We start from the raw sequence: 25,479 nt of genomic DNA on the forward strand, positions 1-25,479 counted from the left end.
CTTATTGGAGCGGGTGCTGGCTGAGTGATTTTTCGAACTGGAGCGCGGCGGTCATCTGTGGCGACATTGCGTTGCGCAATGTTGCCTCGATGCGGATGGTGCGGTCGAGGATCTGCTCGGTGCGGGTCAGGCGCCCGGAATTGTGCATGACCTGGCTATCGAGCGTCTGGCTGACGGTACGCAACTGGTCCTGCCACTGCTTGAGCGTGGTCGGATCTGCGTTGTGGAACGAGGTCTGCCCATCGGTGACCATCTTGTAGAACTGCTGGACCACAGTCTCGAGCAGGTCGACTGCGGTGATTTCGGAAAGCTCGGTCAGGTCCGCGCTGTTCATCCCGCCAAAGCTCGCGGCGGAATTGACCACCATGATCTTGTAGAGCGGAATGGAGGTCGCCCCCAGGAGCCCGATCTCCTGGGTCGTCAGCGCCTGATTGCCCTGTATCCGACCCTGGATGTCAATCAACATATTGTAGACGTGGGTCTTGAGTGCGGCACTGGTGTTGACGTTCAGCGTGGTTTGCGTCGGGTTGAGGCATTGGTCGGTAGTGTCGCAGGCATAGACTTGCGCCGTGCTGCCACCATCGAGCAGCGCCGTGATCAGAGCCGGATCGCCTTGGCCCATGAATTGATAGGTCGGCCCCTGGCTGTCGCTGGTGCCGGGCTGATAGATTACCGTTCCGACAAGACTCATCAGGTACTGTTTGAAATCGGTGTCGAAGCTCGGGTATTTCTGGGTGAGCATCGCCCACGTGTAGTTGTAGGGGCCGGCGGGGATCGTCTTGTCCTTGTTGCCCGACAGCGTGGATGTCTGGCTGCCGCCCGTGCCGCAGCCTTGCTCGGACGCAGCCCAGTCCGAGAACACGCCCTGGCTGTTGCCGATCTGCTTGCAGAACTGCGAATCGCGCGCGCCAGCCAAGCCCGCAAGTCCTGCGGCCATCTGCTCGCCCGCCTGGCAGGCATTCAAGGAATGCTGCAGGAATTGCTGAAGTTTCTGGCTCACTTCCTTGATGTTGACGCCGATCACCGAGCTGATCGCGTCGATCGCCAGACTGAAAATGAATGCCTCGGCGCCATTGGCGACGGCTTTCATCATCGCGACGATCTGGTCGGAGTTGATGTAGGAGAACGAGCCGGTGAAGATGTCGATGCCGCCGCAGCCGGCCTTCACGCTCGGCATCTGCAGATTGCCCAACGTGAATGTCTGCGGCGCGGGGAAGCGGACCCACAGATTGCCGCCGCTGTAATAGCCGCCCTTCTGGCCGGAATAGGCAACCGGGCCGGTAGCATTGGCCGAGCCGCCAAGGCTGGTGAAGAAGGTGTTGAGCTGGCCCGAGACATCGGCGCACGCAGTATCGGCACCAACCAGTGCGCATGTGGCGCCAAGGCAGATGCCGGCTTTCCAGAGGCGGGAGTTGCGCATCAGAAGTCACTCCCGGGCTTGACGCTGGTGAGCGTGAAAATGCGGCTCATGACCTCGTCTTCGGCCATGACGCCGTAGCCGATCGGGATCGGCTTCTTGAGGTAAGTGTCGAACAGAACCAGCGCGGGTACCTGACCTCCCGACAGCCCCATCTTCAGGTATTGCCCATGGTTCACGACAAAGCGCGGAAAAATGGGGTTTGGCCCACCGTCCATCGAGACCGCGAGCACAGAGATATTGTACTTGTCGGCGAGTGTGCGGACGATCGGCGCGAATACATCGCAGGCACCGCACGAGGCTGAATAGAACAGGAAGAGGCCATAGCGTTCGGACAAGGAAGCCATCACGGCTTCCTTGTCGACCTTGCGCTGGGCGAGCCAGGCGGTCTTGCCCAACGTGTCGACCGGGCGCTGGAGCGTGTAATCGAGATCAGCATGCTGCCAGATGGCGCGTTCCCACACGTCGGTGAAGGTCGAGGCCCGATCGAGTTGCTCACGCTGGTAGCGGACATAGGCAATGACATTATCAGGCGTGGGCTCGAGGATGGCCTTTGCCTTCAGTTCCTCGAGCTGCGCGCCGATCTGGTCGAGTTGCTTGCGATAGGGCACTGCGGGCGCCGTTGATGCGCTGGTCTTGTCGGCCGTCCTGGGCCGTTCGCAATAGAACCATGTGCCGAGCTTGCGCTCGCCGCAATAGAATGGGTCCTGGCCGGGCGCTTCCGCATGATCCGCAGATGCCATCGCGGTGCCGTTGTCGCTGGATTGCATGGGCGCAGCCGGATCATTGCCATCAGGGTTGGCCGTGGCGGCGGGCTCATCCAGATCCGGCGCGGGCGGCGCGGCCAAAGCGGGTCTTGCAAAGCATGCGGCGATCAAGGCCACCCCGAAAAATGCGCGCATGTGAACATGTGGGCGTGTGGATGTGTGGATCATGGTGTGGACCCTGTCTGTGTGCCGGTCGCGCCGGCGTTCTGGTAATATTGCTGGACCTGAGCCTGGATCTGCGCGGAAGTCTGAAGCGAGCCGGGCAGCGAGACGGCGCTGGTGAAGTTCGCGTAGACCTCGGAGAAATCCATCTTGGAGAGGTCGAGCTGCGAAAACTGCGCGACGGTGAACCCGCTGCAATTGGGGGTCTGCGGCGTGCCAAAGTCGATCCCCAGCTGCATGCGGCCCTGTTCCTGGATCACGCGGGCAAGCTCGGATTGGTAGCAGCAATAGCTCAGGCGCTCGGTGGTGCAGACGAACAGCGCCTTTTGAGAGCAGTATTCCCCGACATAGTGGCACAGCCCCATGCGGTCCTCGACATCGAGCAGCATCTCCTGCTGCGAGCACAGGAAAGTCACCAGAAACTGGGTGACCATCGAGAGCAGGAAGCCGTAATTGCCGGTCAGGATGCCGGCGAGGGCGACTGCGCTCGAGGCGGCAGTGAGCATTCCGGACACTTTACCCGCGCAGCAATTGACCAAACCAAACAGCGGTTTGTGGCAGCCTGTTGATGTGCCGCCAAAGATCGTCAGGCTGCCCGGATCGAACTGGCTGGTGGCATTGCCCATGGCGTTGATCGCCGCCAGGGCATTCTGGAGATCCGGCGTGGGCGAGGTGGGCAGCGTCGTGCAACTGCCGTTGAGGCAGTAGACGCTGCCCGAACACGCATAGCCGCCGGGCGCCTGCGTCGGGTTGGGCGTCGTGCATTTGTAGACGTTGCTGGTGACCTGACAGGCCCCGACTTGCGGGTTGTCGAGGCAGACTGAATGGTCGAAGGTGCAATTGGTCTTGGTGGCCAGCGTTGCGCAGGTGTTCGCCGGCGTCAGGGCGCCGCATTGGTAGGTTGCCTGCCATTGCCAACAATCGTGGGTGACCGACACGCCGTTGATCGTGCGCGTGGTGGGTGAGGGGTCGGTGCAGACTTGCGTGGGCGGAAGGCATGTTGCGCCGCCCGCAGAGATGGCGGTCAACTGCGATTGGCAGTCGCTGTTGTCGACACTGGATCCCCCGTAGATCTGGACCGGGCCGAGGTAGCTCGCACCGGCAACGCCGGGGGCTTGATCCACCGCAGGCGGGGGACCGCAGACCGCGCCGCCATAATAGCAGTAGGTGTTGGACGCCCCGGTCCCATAATTGGTCTGGCCTGAGCAGGTATATGTCGTGTCGGTTTCGGCAAAGGACACGCCGAGCCCGGCACCCGAAGGCCAGGTGGTCGTCGCGGGCTTGGTGACGGTCTGCGCCACTTTGCAGGACGATTGCGTGGCGAAGGTTCCGCAGTCCGATGCGCTGCCGAACGGCGATGCAGTTCCGGTCTTCGCATCCACGATCGACCATTGCGATGTGTGGCAGGTATACTGGTAGCCGGTGGTGAACTGGTTTGCCCAGTTGATGGTGCAGGTGAAACTTGAATCCGTCTCCGCTGAGCCGATCTGGCAGGAATCATAATAGACGCTGCTGCCGCCAGAGGTTGCCGGCAGAGGCTGGCAGGAGCCTTCGCTGCTGCTGGTGCCGACCCCGGCATAGGCACCGGGGTTTGCTTCCACCCTTTGCGCATTGGCGACCCCGATCGTCGAAGTATCGAACGAACCCCGATTGGGGTTGGTGACGATGGCGTAAGGCTGACTGGTGGCGGCAGCGACCGCGCCATCGCTGCCCATCTGGGCGGGATTGGTGAGATAGTTCGATTGCGGCAGGTCACTGCCACCGTAGCCCGGGACGGTGCTGGGGGCATTGGTGCTGGTGACCGTGCCTGCAACCTGGGTCTGCAGACTTTGTGCGACCTGGCCGGCCGCAGATGTCGGATCGATGGTCTGGGCATGGAGCGTGGTCGAGGCGAGCAGAGCGATTGTGGCGCTCACACGGCCAAAGGTGCGGCGCCGGCTCATGGAGCCCCCTTCAGTGCCTGCAAAGCGGCGCGCGCGACAGACGCGCCGGGCCCGTTGCCATCGGCGATCGTTTCGGCCGCGAAAGAGGTTGTCACATTGCCGGAAAGGCGATCGAACGGCGGTGGGCTTGCAACGCAGTCGTCTCCCGTACACGGCGCCATGCCGGTGGAGGCCGCGACATAGGTCGGCACAACCTCGACATGGAACGCTTTGAACAGCCGGGGGTCGATGGTGATGCGGGGCTGGGTTCCGGGCGGAATCGCCTTCGACAAGCCTTTCATGAAAGCGCCCGCGCCCTGCGGCGAGAACCCCCGAAACACGATCGTGCCCCCGGCGCGCGACACATCGCCAATCATCTGGCGCAAAGAATCCTCGGGCATAGCGAGGCTGGCAAAAGCGAGAAACTGCGGCGCAGGGCGTGCGACCGGCGCCATGGTCCTGCTCGCATTGGCCACCATGGAGTCGAGATCGATCGTGCCGGCAGATGCTGGATTCGGGTTGGTTTTCGCAGCAGCCTCGCCAAGCCGGGCCTTGGACACATCGACCGTGTGCTCTGCGTCGGCGTTGCTGGCGCCGCTCACAGCCTGCCGCGCGATGGCGCGGCCGATCAGCGCCGAAAGCGTAGCGGCTTCATTCTGGGCATGGCGACTGATGGCCTCAAGGTCCAGGCCATCGACGCTTGTCTGGGCAAGCACAGTGCCGATACCGGTGGCAGTGAGGGCCAGGCTCGCAAGGAGAATGAGACGTTTGCGCATCGGTCCCACCTCAGAAAGCGCAGCAATTGCGCTTGCGCCACAGCAGGTAGCCGACGTCTTCGCCGACCACCGGATAGACGTGCGAGGTTGCCTGAATGACGGTGGACCCACCTGGCGGCTCGCAAGCATAGCGGCCCGAGGTCGCCGCAACCGGGTTCACCATCTGCAGCCGGTATTGCGACTTCTGCAGGATCGGCATGATGTATTTGCCGCACAGGCCCTGGCTGCCCATCGTGCCCCAGGCCAGCGCTGTGCGGTGCATCTTGAACAGCATGCGCTCGGCGACGAGCCGCATCGATTGGTCGACGGTGGTGTTGTTCCCGACATGGCCGGTCATCGGGTACATGCTGCCGTTGCACCCTGCGCACCAAAACAGCGGATCGAGCGGCAGCCCCATGGTTGCAGCGACACAATCGGCCGCGCACGCCGCCTGAGCCAAAGGAAAATCGAACACTACAGTCTCGGGGTAGACTTCGGCGGCAAGGGTATCGTCGGCCCAGGTCGGGTCGAGCTCGGTCATATAGGCCAAGTCGAACGAGGCCTGCTCGAAACAGATGAAATCGCCCAGCAATTCGAGCAGATAGAACAGCGGGTAGATGTAATAGTGCGCTTGGTAATGTGCGGTCATCTCGCCCGCACCGCCGGTCTGGCTCGAATAGGACATGTGCCCGGTTCCGAGGTGCAGCCCGGGGTTGAGGGTGATCCCGCCCAGGTTTGGAAAGCAGAACGGCTTGGTGGTCACATCGATCAGCCGCACCGGCTCCCAGAACCCGAACGACAAGCCGGGCCGCACTCCACACAGGCACACCGGCAGCGATGGATTGGGCGGATCGGGATATTGGCTTGGCCACAGATCCGCAGCCCCGATCGACAGCGGGAAGAAGCAATCCCAGCAGACATCGGTCAGCGGATTGGGAAAATGTCCATGACACGTCGTTGCGCTCTGCGCCTCGGCCACGGGGGCGGCGGTAAGCAGGCCGAGCGCGGCCATGGCGGGCGAGATGAGCGCCCGGATCATGGCTCGCCGATCTCGTGGCTTGGGTCTTTGGGGCGCTCGTCGAACCAGACAGCATCGGCGTGCAGCTTGGCGGTGAGCCAGGTGGTGCCCTGCAGCAAGGTCGCCAGTGCGAGGCCGAGCCAGAGCAGGGCTGTGCCAGCCTGCGAAACCCCTGCGAGTGTCGGTGCCATCAAGGACACCATGGCCATCATCGCAAGCAGGCATATCAGGCGCCAACGCCGACGGCGTTGCGCCACCGTCTCCGGCGCGGCCATCGGGGCGGGCAGGCGCGCGACAAGACGATCGCGTGCCTGATTGAAGAGGCGCCCGATCATGGCTGTGCGCCTTCATGTTGCAGCGCGACTTCACGCACCGCGATCAGATCATCTTTCTGGTTGATCAGCGCAGGGGTATGCGCGATCCCGAAACGGCGGGTGATCACCCCATCCTGGTCGAACCAGAACCGGCGTCTGAGTGCGGCCATGCGCTCGGTTGGCGAGCCTTTGATCAGCACGATCCAAATTTTGTCTGGCGAGCCTTGCTTCAGCGCCCAGGCGATTTCGGCATTGTTGTCGCCATCAATGACGGCAAAGGCATGGGTCATCGCCACGACATGGAGCGGGTTGAACCGCTGGCCCTTGGCGGCCAGCAAGTTGCCGCGTGCATCGCGGATGTCGTCGGCCAGCATGACCGTCGGATCGAACAGCCATTGCCGGTCGGTGGTTGCCTGCGTGATTCCCGCCACGGGATGCGGGCGTTCGATGGTCGCGCGGGCGGCCTCAACAAACTTGCGGTTGAGCGCAGCCAGCTCACCGCGTTCTTCGAGCATGTGCAGGCGGGCATGGATGACATCGAGCAAGTCCGGCTCGGCAATCGCCCAGGTTACCCCAAGCGTGCCGTAGTCACGCGCCATGGCGGGCGTCGCACTGAGCAGCAGCGCGGTGAGACCGATGTGGAGAGCCGACCCCGTCATAAAATCGGCTCCCCGGTGCCGATTAGCCGATCATGGCAGATGAAGCCAATAGCGGCATAGCGGCTGTCGAACCCGTCCTTGTGCGGTGTGCCTGCATAGACACAGCCTGCGGGCACACGTCCTGTGGGGCCGGGGACAAGGCTTTCGCCCTGGCGCGTGAAGGGTTTGAGGCGCGATACCTCGACGCCGTTGACGATCACGCGCGCACCATCGCGCGTAACCACATCACCGGGCAGGCCATAGGCGATCTTCGCAAAAGGCCTGGGGTGTTCTCCGAAATGCTTGACCACCAGGGGGGCATGGCCCGGATCAAACACGACATAGTCTCCGCGCGCCGGGAAGCGTCCGGTCTCCACGAGAAGCGCCCAGGTCGGAAGTGACTCGCTCGCGTTGATCAGGATTGCATGGCGGTCATGCCAGTCGTCGAGTGCCATAAAGGTGATGGCCACGAGACCCAGGAGCGCCATCGAGCGCAGCCTCTCGCGCCAGGGGCGTTTTGGCAGGACCAACGCACCGGCGTGCAAGTCAATGGTCTTGGTCATGGCTGCCCTCGCGTTCGCCCGCCTTGTCGTCGGTCGGTGTATGGGGCGGCTCGGCCGCGCGGGTCTGGTGTGCGTAGACTTCGGCACGCACCCTGGCGGTGATGTCGGGAATGTCGCCATCGACCACGGCATTGCCGAGCAGCACGACGTCGCCGCGACGGGCATGGGCTCCGACGGCGGTGTTGAGCGCCTTGAGGAAACTTGCTGTGCGCGCGGTCAATGCCTCGGCCGCTTCGCCCGAGCGCGCCTCGCGCTGGACATATTCGCGCATGAGATCGGCCAGCTCGACTTTTACCAGATGTGGCGTGGATCGGCGCAAGGTCAGGATCGTGTGTGTGGCCCATACGCCCCAAAGCAGCGCACCGCTCACCGCCATGACGAGGGCAACCGGGCGTAGCATGCTGGGCTCGCGCGGTTGGATTGGGGCTGCGGGCGGTGCAAGAGGTGCGTCTGCGCGATCAGCGTGGTCGAACAGGGTGGGCATTGCGTCAGGCATGATCGGTGCTCTCCAGGGCGCGGGCAAAACCGGCGCGGCGAAAGAACGAGACGCCAAGGAAGGCCGCAGCAAATCCGCAGGTCATGATTTGGTTGAACTGACCCTGCCGCGCAGCATTGGCCGCGACATAGCGGTCGGCCAGGTTGGCAAGTTGGGCCATCGTCAGCGGCAGCGAAAAACTGCCGATGGCAAAGGCGATCACTGCAATGATCCCGGCTGCCGCGAGTGCGTTGACCGTGAGCCAACCTGTCAGGCGCACTGTCACAACGAAAATCGCGGCCCAGTTGAATTGGCCTCGACGCGCGCTCATGGCCGGGCCTCGGCGTGAACGGGCACGCGGTCGGGGTAGGCAACGACCTCGATCGCTTCGGCCATGGTACGGCCCTCGGCGATTTCCGCCTCGATCTTCGCGAAAGTGGCAGGGCTCGATGAATAGAGGGTGGCGGCAAACGGATCGAGCACCAGGCGGCAGACGCATTGCGTATCCGGGCCGCGAATGAGCAGGTCGGAATAGTCGGTGCCGTGGCGCTTCAGCGAGCGCAGCAGGGCATCGGTATAATTGTCCATCTCGAAGCGGTCGGACTTGCGGAAATCGGCGATCGTCTCGGGTTTTTGCTGGAGCACCAGCATCCAGTCCGAGTTTTCGAGCGCGGCCTTGGACCCACCCGACTTGTAGAAGTCGTTGATCGACTGGGTCGCGGTGACCAGAGAGGCACCATATTTGCGGCAGGTGCGCGAATAGGTCTCGACGAAGTCGGCCATCGCGCCACCTTTCAGCATCGACCATGCCTCATCGATGATCAGCGCCTTGGGGATCTGCCGGTCGAGCTTGCGCATTGTCTGCGAGGCGACAAACATGATCGAGGTCAGCACGACGCTGCGCAATTCCTCGCGTGACGACAGGTCGGACAGCTCGAACACCGTGAGGTCGGCGGAAAGATCGAGATTGGTGTCGCCGAGGAAAAACTGCCCGAACGTGCCGGCGGCGGAGAAGGGGAGCATGGCGGTCGCGAGGTCTTCGGCCAGCGGGTGGCCTGTACCGCGCAAGGCTTCCATCACCGCATCGATCGTCCCGTCGCGAGATTGTTCATTCCAGACCGTATTGACCGCAGCATCGATCAGCCCGCGCTCGGTATCGTTGAGCCGGTTCTCGAAGCGCGCCATCTGCGAGATGATGGCTTTGAGCATCGCCAGGCAGTCGATGAGATAGTCGGGATCGTCGGCAGCCAAGGCCGGGTCGATCATCCGGAACGGGTTCAGCGAAATCCCTGCCGCCTGGCGAAACTCGGTGAACGTGCCTCCCAGCGCCTTGGCCATGTGCTCGAACGAGCGGCCATCGTCGATGACGATGACGCGTGCATGGACCCCGGCGAGACTGGCGGTGAGATCCTGGAGCAGCACCGACTTGCCCGAACCGGACTTGCCCGCAATCGCGACATTGTGGTTGCCCGCGCTGTTCTGGAACGGCGACCAGAATTGCGGCTGTCCGCGCCGGCCGATGAACAGCAGGTGCGGAATTGTGCTGCCGTTATACTCGCCCTGCAGCGGCGCAAGCGAAGCGACATTGGCCGACAGCACGGTGCGGAAACGCCGCATGCGCATCAAATCCGCCGAAAGTCCATCGGCGAGGAGCAGGGGGAACGAGGCGAGCAGCCCGCCCAGTTGTAGATAGGTCTCGTCGATCAGGTCCCACCCGGCGGCCTTGTAGATCGCCTTCAGGGTTCGCTCATTGAAGTCGCCGCGTCCGAGCGGGGAAATCACCGTTACGCTGTAATAGATCTGGACCAACTTCTGCCCGAGCCGCACTTGTTGCTGGACGTGGCTCCACTCGGCCGACTGGCTCTTGAGTGCAGGCACGAGCCGGGCCGCCTTGCCGTCGGAAAGCGTGGTCGTGCGGGTGAATTTCCAGCTCGCTTTGGCTTCGGACAAGTCGGTTGCCGGAATGATCCCCGAGATCGACTGGAGCACCGGGCAGGGCAGGCACAGCTTGGGATTGAACACGTCGCCGATGACCTTCTGCGTGTCCCACGGCGCCCAGCGTTCGGGGAAATAGCGCACCGACATCGTGCGGACGTCAAAGGCGTGCGGCGTCACTTCGATCAGGTCGGGCGCGCCATCGATCATGTTGCCCGAGGGGCGGAGCGATGAGGCCTCGAGGATCAGCCGGTCTTTCTCGACCCGTGTGACAAGGTCGCGGCGCACGCATTGCTCGTTGATCGGATCGAACGGGCTGTATTCCGGGGCATCGTCGCCGGTGCCGGTTGAAGGGCACAGCATGTCATCGATAAAGCGGATGAGGTCGGTCGGGCCGAGCACGCGGCTCGGCACATTGATCGAATCGAACGCGGCAACGATCCCGTCGCGCACCGACAGCAATTGGTCGTTGGAAACCGCCCCCCCTTCAGCCACGCCGACCGCGAACAACACGCGGAACTGGCGCACATGAAACGGCCCGTCCCCGGCTAGCGAGGTCCATGCTCCGCGTGTCAACAGGTCGAGCCGATAACGGGCAAGCTTGTCGAACACGGCACCGGCACGCACGCGCGGCAGCGCCCACTCCTGCAGCTTCTCGGCAATGCGCGGGCTCGCGTAGTTGATGATCTGGAACTGGCAGCCAGGCAGCAGCACATCGGCAAACACCGTGCCGAGAATATCGCTGATGCGGTCGTCTGCGCCGATCAAGGGCGCAAGTTCGAGAACAAAGCCCTTCGACCGGGTCAGGTGGAACAGCTGTTCGTCAGGGCTGTAAGCGCGATAGCCGAGATAGGCCGCCAGCATCGGCACGGCTTGTGGGCCGGGGCGGCTTTCGGGCGAGGCACTGTCGCCGGTGATGAGTTCAACGAGGCGAGCGAGCATGGCGCGTCATTCCCCTTGGGGCGGGAACGTGCCGCCGGTCGTTGCTGGGCCGGTCGTTGCTGGGCCGGTCGTTGCTGTCCCGGTCGGTACACCCTGTGCGGGCGATGGAGGCGTCGGCACAGTTTTCCCGATCGTCGGCTTGGGCGCCTTGGCCAGAATGTCCCGCACTTGCGTCTGGATCGCGCCGATCGGCGTGGCGGTGGTCGCCGAAGGCTGTGGCTGCACCGATGGCTCGGGCACCGATGCCGGGGATGGTGCGGAGCTGACCAGCGCGAGATCCGGGGCCGTTTCGGCAATGGCGAGCAGATTGGTGCGGGATGGATTGTCCAAAGCACGCGGCGTGCTATCAGCCGCAACCAACCCCGGCGCATCGACGTTCACATAGGCGACTGTACGCTTGTGAACATGCCCACTGCCGTCGCGCCAGGCGGGATAGACCACCTTGAGCGCGCCAAGTGCGGGGCCGGTATCGGCGTCTGTTGAAGCCAAACCGGGCTTGGCATCATCTCGCGCGATCGCCGAAGATCCCGGCGCATCCGGATCGGCCTTGTGCGCGTCGATCGCATGAAGCGCTGCGTCATCGATCGTCGTCGAAGGGGCGCAGGTGCCGCGCGCGGCGCCGCACGAAAAGCCGCCTTTGACGTTCGACTGGAACATCGCACAGTCCGACAGGCCCAGCACGAGAACTGGAAGAAGCAGATACCGCATCGTTCAGTCTCCGCCCTTGAGCCAGGCGTTGAGGAATTCGCGCGGGCGGTAGCCAAGCACGACCGCACCATCGTCACGCACCAGGACCGGCGTTCCTGAAAATCCATGCACGCGGGCAAAGGTCTCATTGGCATCGAGCCCGCTGGCGTCGCAGGTGCCTTTGGGGATCGCCTCACCGGCATAGGCCGTATCGACTGCGGCGGCGTGGTCCGGCGCACACAGCACCGCTTCGGAAACGTCACGTGTCCCCAGCACGGAAATCGGCCGTTCGGTCACACGCGCGCCCATTGCTTTCAGGTCCTGATGAAGCTGTCGGCAGTACCCGCAATGAAAGTCGCTGAAGACGGTGACATGAGGCCCTTTGCCGCCCCATTCGATCGCGCCGGAGGCCGGCAGATCGGTGAGCGAGATATTGGCGGGCGGCGGCGCTGCATCCGTCCTGCGCTGGGTTGCATCGGCACCCGCATGGGCTGGCGTTGGTGTGGATATCAGGCTGTCGGGATTGATCGCGAGCAGCTTGGCTGCGGTCAGATCCTGATGCGTTTCGAGGTCATAGGCATGACCGACGACGAGAAAATGCACCTTCGGATCGACATAGAACAGCGTCGATCCGGCCTGGACTTCGCAAAGCCCGGGCAGGACGCTGCAATCGACATGGGTGATCCTGGTGCGCGGGAGGCGCGTGGCCACTGCCTTGGTCACGGCCTTGACGGTGGCGGTATCGCCATGGACGGGCTCGGCATGCGCGCCGGGCAGGCAGGCCGTGCAGGACATCAGAAGGGAAAGGGCAAGTCGCATGAGGATTTATCCTTCAGTTGCGGATGAAGACGCCATCGAGGAACACCACCTCGACATCGAGGCCGGTCGGCATCTCGACCACGGGCTGGTACTGCTCGGCGCGCTCGATCAGGTACTTGGAGACAGTATCGGCTGACTGGGCGACGCCTTGGCCTAGCCCGCCCTGGACGATCGATGACGGCGACAAAGTGGTGGGCTGGCCGCTGGTGTTGACCGTGGGCGAGGTCAGGAACGCCTGCGAGTTCGTCGCGAAGCCGCGTCCGAACCCGCCCAGCACACCGGCAATGAATGCCTGGCCGACAAGATTGCCAGAGCGGTTGACCACGCGCCCGCGCACGCCGGTCTTGCCGCCAAAGGCAATGAACCCTTTGACATCGCTGACCGCCACGCGCCCGCCCGGTTGCGGGCAGGTCATGCGTTGCAGTTTGACGTAGACTTTCTCGGACGAGAGATCGCCCATCGCCGCGCCGTTGACCATGCAGCCACTGAGGTTGGTCTTGAGCAATTTCCCCTGCGCATAGACTGAGCGCGCCGGGCCGGTGATGCGCAGCACCACGGGCAGGGGATCGGTCTGGCTCTTGGTATTGGTGGTCGCATCGACACCCACCACCACGCGCGCCGTCGCGATCGAGTTGGGCGGCAGGTAGTTCTCGCTGTCGGTGAATTGGGTGGTCTTGGTCGGAACAATGCGCGCCGCGGTGCCGCTGGCATCGCCGCTGAACGCCATCAGCTTCACTTCGCTCGAGCGCGGTGCCGCGACAACCGGTGTTCCGGTCGCGCCGGTTGTGCCCGATGTCGGTGCGGCTCCTGCACGCTGATAGGTGGCAGGCGCACCAGGCCCGTACATGGCGTTCGGCCCCGCCGTGGCGCGCTGGACTTGCGTCGACAACGCCGACACCTGGCTGCGCAGTTGCTCGTTCTCGGTCTGGTAGGCCGACAGCACTTTGGACCCATCGGTCTTGAGTGCCTGGTTCTGGCCTTGCAGGTCATCGATCTGCTTTTGAAGCTGGTCGATCCGGCCGCTGTCGCCTTGCAGCGTCTTGATCGCGGTCCCCTGGCTGGTGAGCTGGTTCTCCGACAGCGCCATCCATTCCTTGTCGGCCATCGAGCGGTTGACCATGTCATCGGTAGAAATCTTGACCGTTGCGGGATCGCTCGCTTTCGCCTCGGGCGTTGTCGCAGGCGTCCCCGAGCCTATGATCCACCATGCCCCGCCTGCCAGCAGCAGCCCGCCGATCGCATAGAGCGCAATATGCTGGCGCCGTCGCACGGCTGCGTTGTGGGCCAGATCGTCGGTGCCGTCCGCCTTGACACGCGTTGACGCGTTTGTGGCCTTACCATTCATGGCCGGCCCCCTTGCGACGTGCGGGCAACGACAACGAACGCAGTTGTGGCATCGCCGGGCTGGAGCCTGAAATTGGCGAGGCTGATCGCTACGGCGTTCGTCGGGCCCAGATCCTCTTCACGCAGCGCAAGCGGCTTGGTGCCGGTATTGGTGAGCTTGAGCAGCGTCGCGGTGAGGCGCCCGCCGCGATAGTTGCCAATGCGCTGGACAGTGACATCGCCTGTCGCGATCGGGGCGAGCGGGTGCCAGTCGATATCGTAGCCGGCCACCGAGCGCTGCGCGTAGAGTGCGGCAATCAGCCGGGCGGCTTCGTTTTGCGGTGACAGGCCCGGCGGCAGTTCTTCGCTGATGGGGCGGGGCGCAGCCACATCGGCATTGGCGATGAAGACTTGCTTGGCATCGGTGCCTCCCACCGCGCAGAGGAACTTGTAGACATAGCCCTTGCGGGTCGTGGCAAAGAACGAGATTGCCGATTTCGAAAACCCCAGGCCGACCGAGATATAAATGTCCCCGCGCAGCGGCTCGTTGACGACCTCGAAGTCCTCGGATGCATTGCCGGCCTGGACTTTGGAGATCGAGGCAAACTGATCGTTCGCCAAAGTGATCCGCGTCAGATCCTTGAGTGAGGCTTCGCAGCGGACGGTGCCGTTGTCGGATGCCAGGAGGTTCTGGTCGGCACGTGCAGGGCTGGCGAGGCCAAGCAAGCCAAGGCTGAACATCGTGGCGGCCAACGTGTGCTGCACGTGGCGTGCGCGCGCGGCAAAGCCAGCACCCGCCGTCAAATCGGGGAGAGCCATCGGACAAATATCCTGTTGGGGATGGGCGGTCATTGCGCCGCTCCGGGCGCCGCGGCCGCGTGGGTCACCATTCCGAACCCCGCGAGTTTCAGCGACACGCCGTTGTAGCGCCACCGGAAGCGGAAGGTGCGACGCTCGCTCGTCACGTCCTTGGAGGCGACGACGGTGTGGAGCGTGCCGCCGACTTCGCTGGTCAGCTTGCCCGGATCGACCGTCATCATGTCTGGCGTGAAAAACTGTGAAATCTGCGAGCCTTGCTGCTCGGCGACGATCTTCATCAGGCCTTTCTTGACCTCTCCTCGATCCTTTTCGTCAGTCAGGTCAAGGATGGTGGTCATCCACCAGGTCAGCGTCTCGGGCGACCGGTTGAGTGCGAGTGCAGCCACATCGCGGGTCACCATTTCGAGGTATTCGCGAGAGACCGACGAACTCGACAGCGTCATCGGCGAACGCAGGGTCGGCACCAGCACGACTTCGCGGTCGCGGCTTTGTGCGGCAGTGAATGTCACCGCGAGCCCGGCTGCGAGAAGCACCACGATGCCTGCCAGCCAATTGCGCTGGCGCAGTACGCGCTGGGCTTTGTCATGGGCGAGGTCGAGATCCATGGCGCTCAGCCCGCCAGGACACGAAGATGTGACGGCGGAAAGCTCTTCAGCGCGAAGAACTCACCCGGAAGATGCCAGTACCCGAAATGGAGCACCCACGACATCGACCGGCCAGCTCGAACTTTGCGATAACCGAACCAGGCCAGGGTTGAGAATACGAGCCCGAGAACGATATGCCCGGCGACGATGCCCCAGAAAAACGGGATCACCATCACCAGGAATTCATCAAGCGTCCAGAACCCGATCAGCTCGGGATCATCAAGGTGCTTGGGAATGGCATAGCGTTCCATCGCTGTCCGCCGTCACTTAAGGTTGTTGGATGGAAGGTTGGGCCGGTCCGGCACCGCCGGGGGGGAAGCGGTGCCGGCCGGCCTTCTGTTCAGATCGTCGCGGTCACCATCGCGGTGACGATGGGCACGCCGGTGCCTGCAGCGACGCCGGTGCCCACGGGGACGGCGACCTGACCGAGCGAAAAGCGCCCCGACGCGAGGCCCACGACACCGCCGGCGAGGCTCAACACCGTGATCACCTTGCCGCCCGAGCCGGACAGGAAGTTGGTGAATTGCGTGAGCGCGGTGTTGAACGTGGTGTCCGTTCCGGCATAGGCGGCCGGGGCAAGGATTGCGGCCGCCGCAAGTACCGGGATTGCATAAGCGAGCGGGCGAAGAGTGGGCTTTGTTCCGCGTCGGCGAGCAAGCCGGGAGAGCGGCATGGCGGGAGGCATGGCAAGCGGGGGTGCAACAGACATGGGGGATGCCCTTTTTTTGAGAGGCGGCGCTTGTTGTGATGTTCAGCGCCAGACCCAAAGTTCCCGCCCGATCGGTTACTGGCAATAATTCGGGCGTAATCGCATCTCGATTTTCATAAAGAAATCGCTGCCTCGGCGCGATACGGACAGAATAGGCCCGCTGCTGGGCGCATTACGGCGCTCGATGGGCGATTTCCGGTCTATGGCCGGGCGCAATTCGTCCTGATATGGGCGGTTTTTGGCTCTTTTGGTGCGCGTGGCGCCCATGGGCTTGCTGCAAATATGGGATCATGAATTGGCAGGTGCGATGGCGGAGCACGACAGGCGGGAGGAGCCGCAGGCAACGCACCGGCTCCAGATCAGCGAGGTGGCATTCAAGGCGCTGATCCTTGCGATTTATCACCAATCAGCGCGCGAACTGGACATCTGTTCACCGCGCCGGTTGCTGACGGCTGTTCTCAAGGACAAGGAAAACCGGCTGTCTCGTCTCGATGACCAACAACTGGACCGGCTCTGCAACTGCGATGTCGTTACCGGGCGTTTGGCTATCAATATCCGGATTGATTCAAGCGTGAACGGCCTGATGCGCAGCTTTCGCGACCACGCAGAGCGGCGTCTTGGTCGGCCGGTCAGCGTTGCAGAAGCCGTCTATGTCTGCAGTTATGTCGCCAGTTTGGATTGATTGTCTGCACCTACGCTTGCCGGGTTTCTCTTGACTTGATCCCGGTCGATTTGGCGAATGAATGTCTCAACGATTCAGGGAGTTCCAGACGCCATGGCAACGCAACGGGATCACGCAGGCGCAGATGTGGAAAATACTTTAGTATGGAATGAGGCGGAACGGGGCTGTGTGGCCACTGCAATGTCGATCGGGCATCGCGCATTGATCAATCATCACATCGCGCAAGGCGCCAGATCCTGCGCCGATCTTGCAGGCGATCTCAAGATCAGTCGGCGGCAGTTGAAACGAATCCTTTCAGGCGAAACGCCGCTGCGCATCGAAGCGATTGTCGCATTGTACGACTTGCTCGGGATCGACCGCGAGCGCGCGCTCATGGCGATTGGCGTGCTGGGCGACTGGCAACGCTATTTCGACACGAATCTTGGCGTTGTCCTGCAACTGGTGCAACCGGTGCTGGCCAAGCTCGAAACGTCTGCTGAATTTGCGATCGAGCCGCTGACCGGGCCCGCAGTCGCCCGGTTTTCCGAATGGCTGGCCAACGCGATCATTGCCAACGAGGAGCAGATCCGCAGTCGGCGCGACAGCTTTGCTGACTTGCCGGAGGTGCGCCGCCCCATCCGGCGTGGATCCGATGCAGCGGTATGAGGTCTGCCTTGATGTTCGGGACGATTTGTCCCATATTATGTCCGAAGTATGGTCGGAGATCGGGACGTGTCGGCAATTCCCAAGGATGGAGCGAGGCGGACTGCCGTCAGGCACAGCGCTCGCAGTCAGGCATTGTCCACGCACGATTTCGCAGGCGCGGGCTTCGTGACGCATTTCATCGACAAGGGCGGGATCGTCGATGTCGAACGCGTCGCCGATGCTTTTCGCATGACCAAGGGGCAATTGGCGGAAACCGCCGGTCTGGGAACGGCTACCATCAGCAAGTCGGAGCGTCGCTCTGCCCCTCGGACGCAGGCGCGTGTCCGCGAAATGCTCGAGATCCTCTCGCGCATTCGCGAATGGGCCGGCGGTGAGACGCAGGCCATGGCCTGGTATCGTGCGCAGCCGATTCCCGCCCTTGATGGTCGGACCGCCGAGGCGCTGGTCAAGGCCGGCGAGGCCGGCGCCGTGCGCGATTATCTCGATCACCTGGCACTGGGCGGCTTTGCTTGAGGTTTGTCGGCCGGTGCTATCGCGGCCATGATCCGATGTGGTCGTTCTCGCCGATGTCCGGCGAGGGCGCCGCGAAGACTGGCGGCCGCTTCAACCGCAAGGGCGAGCCGACGCTTTATCTCTCGCTCGATGTGATGACCGCGTTCGGGGAATGTACCCAAGGCCTGTCCCGGCGGCTGCAGCCTTTGACGATGTGCGAATACGATGTCGATTGCAATCCCGTTGCCGATCTAAGGACGGACGCCGGACGGGCCGCGCACAGCGTTTCGCTAGAAGATATTGCCTGCGGATGGCTCGGCTATTTGCGCAAAGGGCACGATGCACCCTCCTGGCTTGTCGTCGACCGGCTGAAATCCCGAGGCTTTGCGGGCATTTTGGCGCCGAGTTTCGTGCCCGACGCCACCCAGGCGAATTGCAATCTGATCTTGTGGCGTTGGAGCGACGAACTCCCGACAAAGGTCACCGTCTTCGATCCGAGTGGCCGATTGCCCAGGGCCCAGTCGTCGTGGATCTGAATGACCCGCAGATGCATGTTCCCGGTTTATCAACAAGATGAAAGACCGATAAGGGCTATATCGGGTTTTGCATTGGTCATTTTTATGTCACAAATCCGTCAAATGGCTATCGAGGCCAGTCGATGGGGGAGTCTGTAGGCGGCATCACGTCGACAGCCATTGTGAACCGGATGGAAACCGGTGCGGATGGCAATTGGGCGATCTGCATGGTCAGCGGGTTGGGAACGCGCCAGCGATCGAACGGTCGGTTATGCGTCTTGTTCTTGCCGATGACCTTATCTCAGTCGTTACCAGCGCCAATTCCGAATCCGATCTTTCCGCTGCCCTTCACACCGCGACGAGCCGGTTGGGATTTGATCATTTCGCGCTTTCCTACGATTGCCGACCGGGATCGCGGGACGGTACATCGCTGCTCGTTCACGACTACCCCGACGCCTGGGCCAAGCTTTATGTCGGTTTCGATCTTGGCGGGAATGATCCTGTGCGCCGCGCTTGCGGGAAATCCATGAGCGGCTTCGAATGGCGTCATATCGAAAATCTCATTCCGCTGACGAGAGGTGATCGGCGGATGTTGAAGGTGGGGCGTGAGAGCGGGATCGGCGATGGCTATACCGTTCCGCGCCATCTGCCGGGTGAAGCGAACGGATCCTGCTCGTTCGTCGTCCGGCCCGATGCGACGCTTCCCCGCTCCATGCTGCATATCGCAGAGATCGTCGGCGCAATCGCGCTGGCCAGTGCCCGGAAAATCGTCGGCGCGGTCGCACCAAAGTCCAGGCCGGTCTTGAGCGAGCGCCAGCGAGAATGCGTCCTGTGGTCCGCGCGCGGCAAGACCGCTGCCGAAATCGCCGTCATCCTCGCGATCAGCGAAGAAACGGTGATCCAGCACCTCAAGCTTGCCCGTGAGCGTTATGATGTGCATTCGCGCCAGTCACTGGTGCTGTGCGCCATGTTCGACGGTCTGATCAGCTTTGCCGATGTCTTCCATTGGTGGGCCGGAACCTGAATTTTCGGCTCAAACTTTCGCATATTCCATCCCCATTTCTTGGTATGTTTTGCGCGGCCCTCTCATGATCTGATCCGCAGACCAATCCGATCATCAGGGGGAAATCTGCCATGCAGACAAGTCTGGCTCGGGCGCCGCAGGTGCCCGAGGATGCCGCCTTTCGCGCCATGTTCGCCGCCCGCAAGCAAGTGTTTGTCGACCTGCTCAAGTGGGATCTTCTGATCCTTGCCGACGAATATGAGGTCGATCAGTTCGACAATCCGGATGCCGAATACCTCATCCTGCTGGGCGACTGCGGCGGGCATCGTGCCTCGGCCCGCCTCCTGCCGACCGACCGGTCGCACTTGCTTGACGATCTCTATCCTTTCTTGTGCGACGAGCCGGTTCCCAGCGGCCCGACCATTCGGGAAATCACCCGCTTCTGTCTCGACCGCCACCAATCGACGTCTGAGCGCAGGATCGCGCGCAACCAGCTTGTAACGGCGCTGGCCCAACATGCCCTGAACTCGGGCATAACCGACTATACAGGCGTCGCTGAACTGTCCTGGTTCAGCCAGATCTTGCGCTTCGGGTGGCAGTGCGTGCCGCTCGGCAAAGCGGTCCGTGTCGGCCATCAGACACTCGTTGCGCTGCATATCCGGATCGACGAGCGGACGCTCGACGGCTTGCGCGGCACGGGCGTCTACACGCCACTTTCGCTGCAACTGATCGGCAACCGGGAGGCACGGGCATGAACGTCGAAAGCTGGACCGCAGAACTTCTCGAACGGGGCTATTGCATCATTCCCGGCCTCGTGCCTGATGCCACGGTCAATGGCCTCAGCGATGACCTCGACCCGATATTTGCGGCAACGCCGCTCAGTCAGGGGCACTTCTATGGCTTTAGCACCAAGCGCTTCAGCGGCCTGCTCAAGCGTTCGCGCCATGCCGAAACCCTGGTCACCCAGCCCGACATTCTCGCCATCGTGCAGGCAATCCTTGGCAAGGCCTGCGACCGCATCCAGCTCAATGTCGCCCAGGCTATCGAGATCCACCCGGGCGAGGTTCGCCAATTCCCGCATCGCGACCATGACATGTGGGCCGGTGAAAAGGGCACGCACGAATATTTGATCAACGTGATCTGGCCGCTCGACCCGTTCACCAAAGCCAACGGTGCAACCCAGATCTATCCCTACAGCCATGGCGCAGGAGGCATGGCCAAAGGCGAGGTGGGTGCGCCGATCATCGCTGAATGCGAACCCGGCGCAGCCATCTGCTTTCTGGGATCGACCGCACATGGCGCGGGCGCAAACCGGACCGATCGCCCCCGGCGCGCGATCGTCGTCGGCTATAGCCTCGGTTGGCTCAAACCTTACGAAAATCTCTGGCTGTCCTATCCGCCGGAGGTGGCACGGACCTTCTCGCCAGAGCTTGCGGCTCTTGCCGGCTATATTCAGCACCGGCCCAATCTGGGCAACTATGAAGGCCAATGCCCGTCGCTGCTGCTGACCGATCAAATGCCCGAGCACATTGGCGCCATAGACGCCTTGCGCCCCGATCAGGCGGAAATGCTGGCCCAGTTTGCGAACACGGCGCGGGAATGAGCGTTGAGCCCGTCGCATGTTGCCGAACCGACTTATGAGGCGATCCGTCAGCGCCTGATGGTCGGTTTCTGGCCGATGGGCCATCGTCTGGAAGCCGTGCGTCTTGCCGAGGATCTTGGTGTGAGCATGACGCCGGTGCGCGACAGCCTGAATCGGTTGGTCGGTGAAAGGCTCGTCGAGCTTGTGCCGGGCATCGGCTTCCATGTTCCGCGCCTGACCGAGCGCGCTTTGCGCGATTTGCTGGATCTGAACCTGCGTCTGTTGCTCAGTGCCGTCGCAACGGGAGGGCCGCAGGATGGTGCAATTTCAAAGGAATTGTCCATGGAGGGCCACGCCGAACGCACGGACGCACTCTTTGCCCAAATTGCGTCCCTTTCTGGCAATGCAGAAGTGGCAGAGGCGGTTCGTATACTCGGAGCGCGCCTTCATGCCACCCGCGGGCATGAGGTTGCCATCCTGCCAACCGCGGCAGCGGACGTTGAATTGATCTATACCGCCTTGGCTTCGCGACCAACCGGTCTTGTTTGTGCGCTGACGGAATATCACGAGGTCCGCAAACGCCATGCGGACAGATTTCTAGCCGGGCTTCAAGCTGGAACCCAAACCTGATGCAGCCTGGAAGGCGCGGTGCAGCACTTTGCCAACGATAAGGCGATCGGCAGATGGGTGGCCAAACACCTTATTGTGGTCGATCAGGATGCCGCGCGCCAATCTCGAAACCGGCCATTCTTACGGAGTCTTGCGGTCCGCTCGTCGGTCGGTATTGAGTCCGGAACGACAGCTTCCAGAATCTGGTGGCCTTGAGCTGCCCTGCGTTCACCGCCTCCAAGATCAGTGCCCCAAGAGTTTGTTGATCACTTGGGAACGTCCGGTCCCAGTAATCCTCCGCAACCTGAGCAGGCTCGCCTCTCGCGAAACCGCTGCCGGTCTTCGCACGCGGCCCGGCAAAATGAGGGTGGCAACGAAGGGCATTCGTAGGGCATTCGTAATGCCGCAACTGCGGCCTGAGCCAGCCCCGGTGATCGGATGGCCCTGGGGCAACAATCGCGCTTCAAATTTCAGGAAACATGACGTATCGCTTGTGGCGTCACAGGTTTGCGGCGCGAGGGAATGGAAAGTAGAATAGATGTCAAACGCCAAGCAAATACTGGCGATGTTACGCAGTCGCGCGGAAGGTGACGACGCGCAATTCTATTCTATTGCCTTGCAAGTCGCAGCATCTGAAGCTCGTCAAGGGCACCGTGACACCGCTAATGAACTTCGTTCCGCAGTCGATGCCGCGCGCGGCGCTGGCGGGGTGAAGGCATCTATTCCCGTATCTTTTTCTGCCCCGCGCGGCGATCTCGAAGGACTGCTCGACTATCGCGATCCTGGCGTTGATCTTCAAGACGTTATTCTGAAGTCGCAGTTGTCCGAACGTCTTAACGGGATGCTCCTGCAGCAGCGCAAGCGCGATTGGCTGCGCGAACATGGCAAGGTTCCTTCAAGAAGCCTGCTTTTTGTCGGTCCGCCGGGATCCGGGAAGACCATGACAGCTGAGGCGATCGCAGGTGAGTTGAAGCTTCCGCTTTTCATCATTCGACTCGAGACATTGATTACCCGCTATATGGGTGAGACTGCTGCAAAACTGCGTCTGGTTTTCGATGAAACCCGGCGTCGGCGCGGGGTCTATCTGTTCGATGAATTCGACGCTGTCGGCGGTCAGCGCACCGCGACCAACGACGTCGCTGAAATGCGCCGCGTCCTCAACAGCTTCCTCCAGTTCATGGAGGAAAAGACATCGACCGACAGCCCGATCATCGCAGCGACCAACCATCCGGAGCTTCTGGATCGGGCGCTGCTCCGCCGGTTCGACGACGTGCTCGAATTTGAGATGCCGACCGCAGCGCAGATCCGCGCGGTGATCAAGGCGAACCTCAAACCTCTCAAGTTCCAACGCGGGGGATGGGCCGCGATTGAACAGGCGGCACACGGGCTGAGCCAGGCCGAAGTTGCCCGCGCGGCGGATGAAGTTGTCAAGACCGCGATCCTCGATCAGAGGAACCAGACGACCACCCAGGAGGTCGTTGCCAAGCTCACTGAGCGCCAGGCCATGCGAACGGCGTTTACGGTGAAGTTCTAGGCCCTGTGAGCGAACACAACCGACCGCACATCGATATCACCCCGCTTGCCCAGCGACGTGCCTTCAAGTCGCCGGGCAGCAACGCACGGCAGCGCGCGCTGAACAGGGTTCGCGGGGATCATGGCCTCCGCCTCATCGCGGAAATTGGCAATGCCTTTGCGGAGGCTGAGGCCCGACAGCGCGGCCTGCCCGAAGAGCCAGCGGACCTTGAGCCTGCTGGCGGCGTTTTCATTGAGGTCGAACTCAATCGGAGCGCAGGTGCCACCAACCTTGAACGGCAGAGGGAAGGCACACGGCAAGCGGCCGAAATCGTCGATGAGAACGGTGTGCGCCGCATTGCCCTGTTTGTCCCGGATGACATGCGCGACGCTTTTTCTCAGGTCTTTGAGGACTACACAAATGGCGAACTGAGCGAAAAGGGATCGCCGCCCAAGAAGACCCGGGTCGAACCGATCGAGCACATCCGCGCGGCACGTCTGCAAAGTTTCTGGCGCGATGCTCCCGAAGCATTGCCGGAAGACCCCCAGGCGCAGATGTGGTGGGCGCTCTGGTGCTTCAACGACCGCACCGACAGAGTTCTGGCCAGCGTTCCGGTGCTGGGGCTGCATGTTGGTAACCCCGACACCTTTCTGCGTTTTCCGGAGGCGACGGTGATCCCGGCATACGGGCGGCGCGCATCAATCGAGATGTTGCTGTTCGCAACCGCAGGAATTTCGGAGCTGCGCCGCGCGAGCGACAGTCCTTTGGTGTTTACCCGGGACCTGAAGGACGACGTTCCGGCATTTATCGATGATCTCGCAGAGCGTGTAATCTGGCCCGGCAATGACGTGCCTGCGGTCTGCCTGCTCGACACAGGGGTAAATCGGGCCCATCCCCTGCTCGAACCAGCGCTATCGCCAGAAGATCTGATGGCGATCGATACTGCTTGGGGTGGAGACGATCACGGGCACGGCGCTGGTCATGGGACCGGCATGGCCGGTCTTGCCTTGCATGGGGATCTCGTCGGTCCGCTCGCGAGCGGTCAGCCAATCCAGCTCAACCACCGTCTGGAATCAGTCAAAATTCTGCCTCCGCCCGGAATCCCGGACAATGATCCCCATTCCTATGGACCGATCACGCAGAGCGCTATTCTGCTCGCCGAAATCAACAACCCGGATCGTGACCGTGTTTTCTGCATGGCAGTCACCAACGAGGGGCGTAGCGGATCAGACGCAACGGCGTGGAGTGCGGCCATCGACCAGGCGGCGGCTGGAGCGGAATCGGACGATGTTGAAAATCCGTCGCCCCGGCGACTGATACTGCTCTCCGCTGGCAATATTCCCGACAATTCCGTCGCCGCTGAAATCGCGGATGCTGATGCCTTCCCGGCTGAAGACCCGTCGCAGGCGTGGAACGCCCTCACGATCGGCGGATATACGGACAAGACCGGGATAGGCGAGGCAGGCTACGACGGTTGGACCACGATGGCACCGGTTGGCGCCTCCAGCCCTTACAGCCGGACATCCTTCCTTTGGGACACCAGTCAATCTCCGTTCAAACCCGAACTCGTCTTTGAGGCCGGGAACAGGGCGCTCAGCCCGTGTGGTGCTGAAGCGGTGGCCGGGCTCGATTCACTTTCCCTCCTTACGGCCTCCCGCCTTGTCGCCCAGAAGCCGTTGGACGCATTCTGGGCGACAAGTGCCGCAACCGCTCAGGCGGCCCGGATGGCAGCACACCTGACTGCCGCTTACCCGCAGTATTGGCCGGAAACGATCCGCGCGCTGATGGTGCATAGCGCTCGTTGGACCCGTCACATGGATCAGCTTGTCGCGCAGTGCGCGACAAAGCGAGAAAAGGCCGATTGCCTGAGGCGGTTTGGCTACGGCATCCCCGATCTTGGGCGAGCGATGGCGTCCGCCATCGATGATCTCGCTCTGGTCGCACAAAACACGATACGTCCGTTCCGCATGGAAGGCGGCAGCGTGCGATTCAACGAATCACATATTTATCAGCTTCCCTGGCCCCAAGACGTGCTCGAGCAGCTCGATAACACTCGGGTGAGATTGAAAGTCACGCTGTCCTATTTCGTGGAACCCAACCCCAGCTTTGCTACCAACCTGGACCCGGCACGTTACCAGTCCTTCGGCCTGCGTTTCGATCTCAAGCGCTCGCGTGAGACCATTGGGAACTTCAACCGCCGTAACAATGCCGAAGGATATGACAAAGACGCCCCGCGTGCTGTAAATGAAACGAACGATGGCTGGCTGTTTGGCGAAAAGCAGATTTCGTCGGGTTCGTTGCATGTCGATATCTGGGAGGGGCCTGCAGTCGAACTTGCAGCCCGCAATGCGCTTTATGTCCATCCAATTTCTGGATGGTGGCGCGAGCGCAAATCGCTCGGAAAATATGAGCAGGAAGCGCGCTACTCGCTGGTGATCAGCCTTGAGACACCGGGCGTTGAAGTCGATCTTCACACGCCCATTTCCGCATTGGTCCCCGTGATGGTCGAGGTCCCCATCGAAATTTGAA

28 protein-coding genes are annotated in these 25,479 nt (G+C 62.2%); 10 read left to right on the forward strand and 18 right to left on the reverse strand.

From position 1 onward, the window contains the following. Position 1 precedes the first annotated feature (1 nt). From AQZ50_RS15895 to AQZ50_RS15980, 18 genes are all read right to left on the reverse strand, one after another. A complete protein-coding gene (locus AQZ50_RS15895) occupies positions 2 to 1,420 on the reverse strand; it encodes a conjugal transfer protein TraH (RefSeq protein WP_067747689.1) in 1,419 nt (472 codons plus the stop codon). Further along, positions 1,420 to 2,187 (reverse strand): conjugal transfer protein TraF, encoded by a 768-nt coding sequence (locus AQZ50_RS15900; protein WP_197412526.1) that lies wholly within the window; start codon positions 2,185 to 2,187, stop codon positions 1,420 to 1,422. The genes AQZ50_RS15895 and AQZ50_RS15900 overlap by 1 nt, the downstream gene beginning before the upstream one ends. 161 nt (positions 2,188 to 2,348) lie before the next feature. After that, positions 2,349 to 4,289, reverse strand: a complete 1,941-nt coding sequence (locus AQZ50_RS15905; protein ID WP_067747693.1) for a conjugal transfer protein TraN — start codon at positions 4,287 to 4,289, stop codon at positions 2,349 to 2,351. Beyond that, complete coding sequence (gene trbC, locus AQZ50_RS15910; protein WP_067747695.1) at positions 4,286 to 5,044, reverse strand: type-F conjugative transfer system pilin assembly protein TrbC; 759 nt, start codon at positions 5,042 to 5,044, stop codon at positions 4,286 to 4,288. Before trbC ends, AQZ50_RS15905 begins: the two co-directional genes overlap by 4 nt. A 10-nt stretch (positions 5,045 to 5,054) precedes the next feature. Next, positions 5,055 to 6,062 carry a conjugal transfer pilus assembly protein TraU gene (traU, locus tag AQZ50_RS15915; RefSeq protein WP_067747697.1) on the reverse strand — a complete coding sequence of 336 codons (1,008 nt, stop codon included), beginning with the start codon at positions 6,060 to 6,062 and terminating at the stop codon, positions 5,055 to 5,057. Continuing rightward, the gene (locus AQZ50_RS15920) at positions 6,059 to 6,376 is read right to left on the reverse strand and encodes a hypothetical protein (protein ID WP_067747698.1); all 318 of its coding nucleotides are present in this window, start codon (positions 6,374 to 6,376) and stop codon (positions 6,059 to 6,061) included. Before AQZ50_RS15920 ends, traU begins: the two co-directional genes overlap by 4 nt. Then, the gene (traW, locus tag AQZ50_RS15925) at positions 6,373 to 7,014 is read right to left on the reverse strand and encodes a type-F conjugative transfer system protein TraW (RefSeq protein WP_067747699.1); all 642 of its coding nucleotides are present in this window, start codon (positions 7,012 to 7,014) and stop codon (positions 6,373 to 6,375) included. The genes AQZ50_RS15920 and traW overlap by 4 nt, the downstream gene beginning before the upstream one ends. Further along, positions 7,011 to 7,556: a S26 family signal peptidase gene (locus tag AQZ50_RS15930; protein ID WP_067747700.1), complete on the reverse strand. Its 546-nt coding sequence runs from the start codon at positions 7,554 to 7,556 to the stop codon at positions 7,011 to 7,013. Before AQZ50_RS15930 ends, traW begins: the two co-directional genes overlap by 4 nt. Next, a complete protein-coding gene (locus AQZ50_RS15935) occupies positions 7,540 to 7,956 on the reverse strand; it encodes a TrbI F-type domain-containing protein (protein WP_197412524.1) in 417 nt (138 codons plus the stop codon). The genes AQZ50_RS15930 and AQZ50_RS15935 overlap by 17 nt, the downstream gene beginning before the upstream one ends. A gap of 88 nt (positions 7,957 to 8,044) precedes the next feature. Further along, the gene (locus tag AQZ50_RS15940) at positions 8,045 to 8,362 is read right to left on the reverse strand and encodes a hypothetical protein (RefSeq protein ID WP_067747704.1); all 318 of its coding nucleotides are present in this window, start codon (positions 8,360 to 8,362) and stop codon (positions 8,045 to 8,047) included. Beyond that, positions 8,359 to 10,908, reverse strand: coding sequence for a type IV secretion system protein TraC (traC, locus tag AQZ50_RS15945; protein ID WP_067747705.1), 2,550 nt, complete (start codon positions 10,906 to 10,908; stop codon positions 8,359 to 8,361). Before traC ends, AQZ50_RS15940 begins: the two co-directional genes overlap by 4 nt. Before the next feature lie 6 nt (positions 10,909 to 10,914). Next, positions 10,915 to 11,616: a hypothetical protein gene (locus tag AQZ50_RS15950; protein WP_067747707.1), complete on the reverse strand. Its 702-nt coding sequence runs from the start codon at positions 11,614 to 11,616 to the stop codon at positions 10,915 to 10,917. 3 nt (positions 11,617 to 11,619) lie between these two features. Next, positions 11,620 to 12,414, reverse strand: a complete 795-nt coding sequence (locus AQZ50_RS15955; protein ID WP_067747709.1) for a DsbC family protein — start codon at positions 12,412 to 12,414, stop codon at positions 11,620 to 11,622. A gap of 13 nt (positions 12,415 to 12,427) precedes the next feature. Next, positions 12,428 to 13,759, reverse strand: a complete 1,332-nt coding sequence (locus AQZ50_RS15960; RefSeq protein WP_067747711.1) for a TraB/TrbI/VirB10 family type IV secretion system protein — start codon at positions 13,757 to 13,759, stop codon at positions 12,428 to 12,430. Further along, on the reverse strand, positions 13,756 to 14,556 hold the full coding sequence (locus tag AQZ50_RS15965; protein ID WP_067747713.1) for a type-F conjugative transfer system secretin TraK: 801 nt from the start codon (positions 14,554 to 14,556) through the stop codon (positions 13,756 to 13,758). The genes AQZ50_RS15960 and AQZ50_RS15965 overlap by 4 nt, the downstream gene beginning before the upstream one ends. A gap of 29 nt (positions 14,557 to 14,585) precedes the next feature. Next, positions 14,586 to 15,161 carry a type IV conjugative transfer system protein TraE gene (locus AQZ50_RS15970; RefSeq protein WP_067747715.1) on the reverse strand — a complete coding sequence of 192 codons (576 nt, stop codon included), beginning with the start codon at positions 15,159 to 15,161 and terminating at the stop codon, positions 14,586 to 14,588. A 5-nt stretch (positions 15,162 to 15,166) separates the two neighbouring features. After that, positions 15,167 to 15,451 (reverse strand): type IV conjugative transfer system protein TraL, encoded by a 285-nt coding sequence (gene traL / locus AQZ50_RS15975; protein ID WP_067747717.1) that lies wholly within the window; start codon positions 15,449 to 15,451, stop codon positions 15,167 to 15,169. 89 nt (positions 15,452 to 15,540) lie between these two features. Continuing rightward, complete coding sequence (locus AQZ50_RS15980; protein WP_067747719.1) at positions 15,541 to 15,873, reverse strand: hypothetical protein; 333 nt, start codon at positions 15,871 to 15,873, stop codon at positions 15,541 to 15,543. 274 nt (positions 15,874 to 16,147) lie between these two features. On the opposite strand from AQZ50_RS15980, the gene AQZ50_RS15985 reads away from it, so the two are divergent. The 10 genes from AQZ50_RS15985 to AQZ50_RS16030 all read left to right on the forward strand — a co-directional run bounded on the left by AQZ50_RS15985 (position 16,148) and on the right by AQZ50_RS16030 (position 25,478). Further along, entirely contained in the window at positions 16,148 to 16,591 is a 444-nt protein-coding gene (locus AQZ50_RS15985; RefSeq protein WP_156427401.1) for a hypothetical protein, read from the forward strand. Positions 16,592 to 16,759: 168 nt separating this feature from the next. Continuing rightward, positions 16,760 to 17,236, forward strand: a complete 477-nt coding sequence (locus AQZ50_RS15990; protein ID WP_156427402.1) for a helix-turn-helix domain-containing protein — start codon at positions 16,760 to 16,762, stop codon at positions 17,234 to 17,236. 165 nt (positions 17,237 to 17,401) lie between these two features. Then, a complete protein-coding gene (locus AQZ50_RS15995) occupies positions 17,402 to 17,749 on the forward strand; it encodes an antitoxin Xre/MbcA/ParS toxin-binding domain-containing protein (RefSeq protein WP_231730347.1) in 348 nt (115 codons plus the stop codon). After that, positions 17,746 to 18,264: an RES family NAD+ phosphorylase gene (locus tag AQZ50_RS16000; protein ID WP_067747726.1), complete on the forward strand. Its 519-nt coding sequence runs from the start codon at positions 17,746 to 17,748 to the stop codon at positions 18,262 to 18,264. The genes AQZ50_RS15995 and AQZ50_RS16000 overlap by 4 nt, the downstream gene beginning before the upstream one ends. A 193-nt stretch (positions 18,265 to 18,457) precedes the next feature. Then, the gene (locus AQZ50_RS16005; protein ID WP_231730348.1) at positions 18,458 to 19,267 is read left to right on the forward strand and encodes a LuxR family transcriptional regulator; all 810 of its coding nucleotides are present in this window, start codon (positions 18,458 to 18,460) and stop codon (positions 19,265 to 19,267) included. Positions 19,268 to 19,377: 110 nt separating this feature from the next. Beyond that, positions 19,378 to 20,001, forward strand: coding sequence for an acyl-homoserine-lactone synthase (locus tag AQZ50_RS16010; RefSeq protein ID WP_067747727.1), 624 nt, complete (start codon positions 19,378 to 19,380; stop codon positions 19,999 to 20,001). After that, on the forward strand, positions 19,998 to 20,849 hold the full coding sequence (locus AQZ50_RS16015; RefSeq protein WP_067747728.1) for a phytanoyl-CoA dioxygenase family protein: 852 nt from the start codon (positions 19,998 to 20,000) through the stop codon (positions 20,847 to 20,849). Before AQZ50_RS16010 ends, AQZ50_RS16015 begins: the two co-directional genes overlap by 4 nt. 3 nt (positions 20,850 to 20,852) lie before the next feature. Further along, complete coding sequence (locus AQZ50_RS16020) at positions 20,853 to 21,458, forward strand: GntR family transcriptional regulator (RefSeq protein WP_067747729.1); 606 nt, start codon at positions 20,853 to 20,855, stop codon at positions 21,456 to 21,458. A 517-nt stretch (positions 21,459 to 21,975) separates the two neighbouring features. Continuing rightward, positions 21,976 to 22,971 carry an AAA family ATPase gene (locus AQZ50_RS16025; protein WP_067747730.1) on the forward strand — a complete coding sequence of 332 codons (996 nt, stop codon included), beginning with the start codon at positions 21,976 to 21,978 and terminating at the stop codon, positions 22,969 to 22,971. Positions 22,972 to 22,976: 5 nt separating this feature from the next. After that, a complete protein-coding gene (locus AQZ50_RS16030; RefSeq protein ID WP_067747731.1) occupies positions 22,977 to 25,478 on the forward strand; it encodes a S8 family peptidase in 2,502 nt (833 codons plus the stop codon). Position 25,479 lies beyond the last annotated feature (1 nt).

Origin of the sequence: Novosphingobium sp. Fuku2-ISO-50, assembly GCF_001519055.1 — a bacterium.
GTDB lineage: Bacteria > Pseudomonadota > Alphaproteobacteria > Sphingomonadales > Sphingomonadaceae > Novosphingobium.

Coding starts and splice junctions, on each gene's coding strand:
- AQZ50_RS15970 (WP_067747715.1), bottom strand. CDS start 15,161: ATGGATCTCGACCTCGCCCATGACAAAGCCCAGCGCGTACTGCGCCAG.
- AQZ50_RS15935 (WP_197412524.1), bottom strand. CDS start 7,956: ATGCTACGCCCGGTTGCCCTCGTCATGGCGGTGAGCGGTGCGCTGCTT.
- AQZ50_RS15950 (WP_067747707.1), bottom strand. CDS start 11,616: ATGCGGTATCTGCTTCTTCCAGTTCTCGTGCTGGGCCTGTCGGACTGT.
- traC (WP_067747705.1), bottom strand. CDS start 10,908: ATGCTCGCTCGCCTCGTTGAACTCATCACCGGCGACAGTGCCTCGCCC.
- AQZ50_RS15965 (WP_067747713.1), bottom strand. CDS start 14,556: ATGGCTCTCCCCGATTTGACGGCGGGTGCTGGCTTTGCCGCGCGCGCA.
- AQZ50_RS15940 (WP_067747704.1), bottom strand. CDS start 8,362: ATGAGCGCGCGTCGAGGCCAATTCAACTGGGCCGCGATTTTCGTTGTG.
- AQZ50_RS16015 (WP_067747728.1), top strand. CDS start 19,998: ATGAACGTCGAAAGCTGGACCGCAGAACTTCTCGAACGGGGCTATTGC.
- AQZ50_RS15900 (WP_197412526.1), bottom strand. CDS start 2,187: ATGCAATCCAGCGACAACGGCACCGCGATGGCATCTGCGGATCATGCG.
- traU (WP_067747697.1), bottom strand. CDS start 6,062: ATGATCCGGGCGCTCATCTCGCCCGCCATGGCCGCGCTCGGCCTGCTT.
- AQZ50_RS15955 (WP_067747709.1), bottom strand. CDS start 12,414: ATGCGACTTGCCCTTTCCCTTCTGATGTCCTGCACGGCCTGCCTGCCC.
- trbC (WP_067747695.1), bottom strand. CDS start 5,044: ATGCGCAAACGTCTCATTCTCCTTGCGAGCCTGGCCCTCACTGCCACC.
- AQZ50_RS15960 (WP_067747711.1), bottom strand. CDS start 13,759: ATGAATGGTAAGGCCACAAACGCGTCAACGCGTGTCAAGGCGGACGGC.
- AQZ50_RS15920 (WP_067747698.1), bottom strand. CDS start 6,376: ATGATCGGGCGCCTCTTCAATCAGGCACGCGATCGTCTTGTCGCGCGC.
- AQZ50_RS16025 (WP_067747730.1), top strand. CDS start 21,976: ATGTCAAACGCCAAGCAAATACTGGCGATGTTACGCAGTCGCGCGGAA.
- AQZ50_RS15930 (WP_067747700.1), bottom strand. CDS start 7,556: ATGACCAAGACCATTGACTTGCACGCCGGTGCGTTGGTCCTGCCAAAA.
- AQZ50_RS15905 (WP_067747693.1), bottom strand. CDS start 4,289: ATGAGCCGGCGCCGCACCTTTGGCCGTGTGAGCGCCACAATCGCTCTG.
- AQZ50_RS15980 (WP_067747719.1), bottom strand. CDS start 15,873: ATGCCGCTCTCCCGGCTTGCTCGCCGACGCGGAACAAAGCCCACTCTT.
- traL (WP_067747717.1), bottom strand. CDS start 15,451: ATGGAACGCTATGCCATTCCCAAGCACCTTGATGATCCCGAGCTGATC.
- AQZ50_RS16010 (WP_067747727.1), top strand. CDS start 19,378: ATGCAGACAAGTCTGGCTCGGGCGCCGCAGGTGCCCGAGGATGCCGCC.
- AQZ50_RS15895 (WP_067747689.1), bottom strand. CDS start 1,420: ATGCGCAACTCCCGCCTCTGGAAAGCCGGCATCTGCCTTGGCGCCACA.
- traW (WP_067747699.1), bottom strand. CDS start 7,014: ATGACGGGGTCGGCTCTCCACATCGGTCTCACCGCGCTGCTGCTCAGT.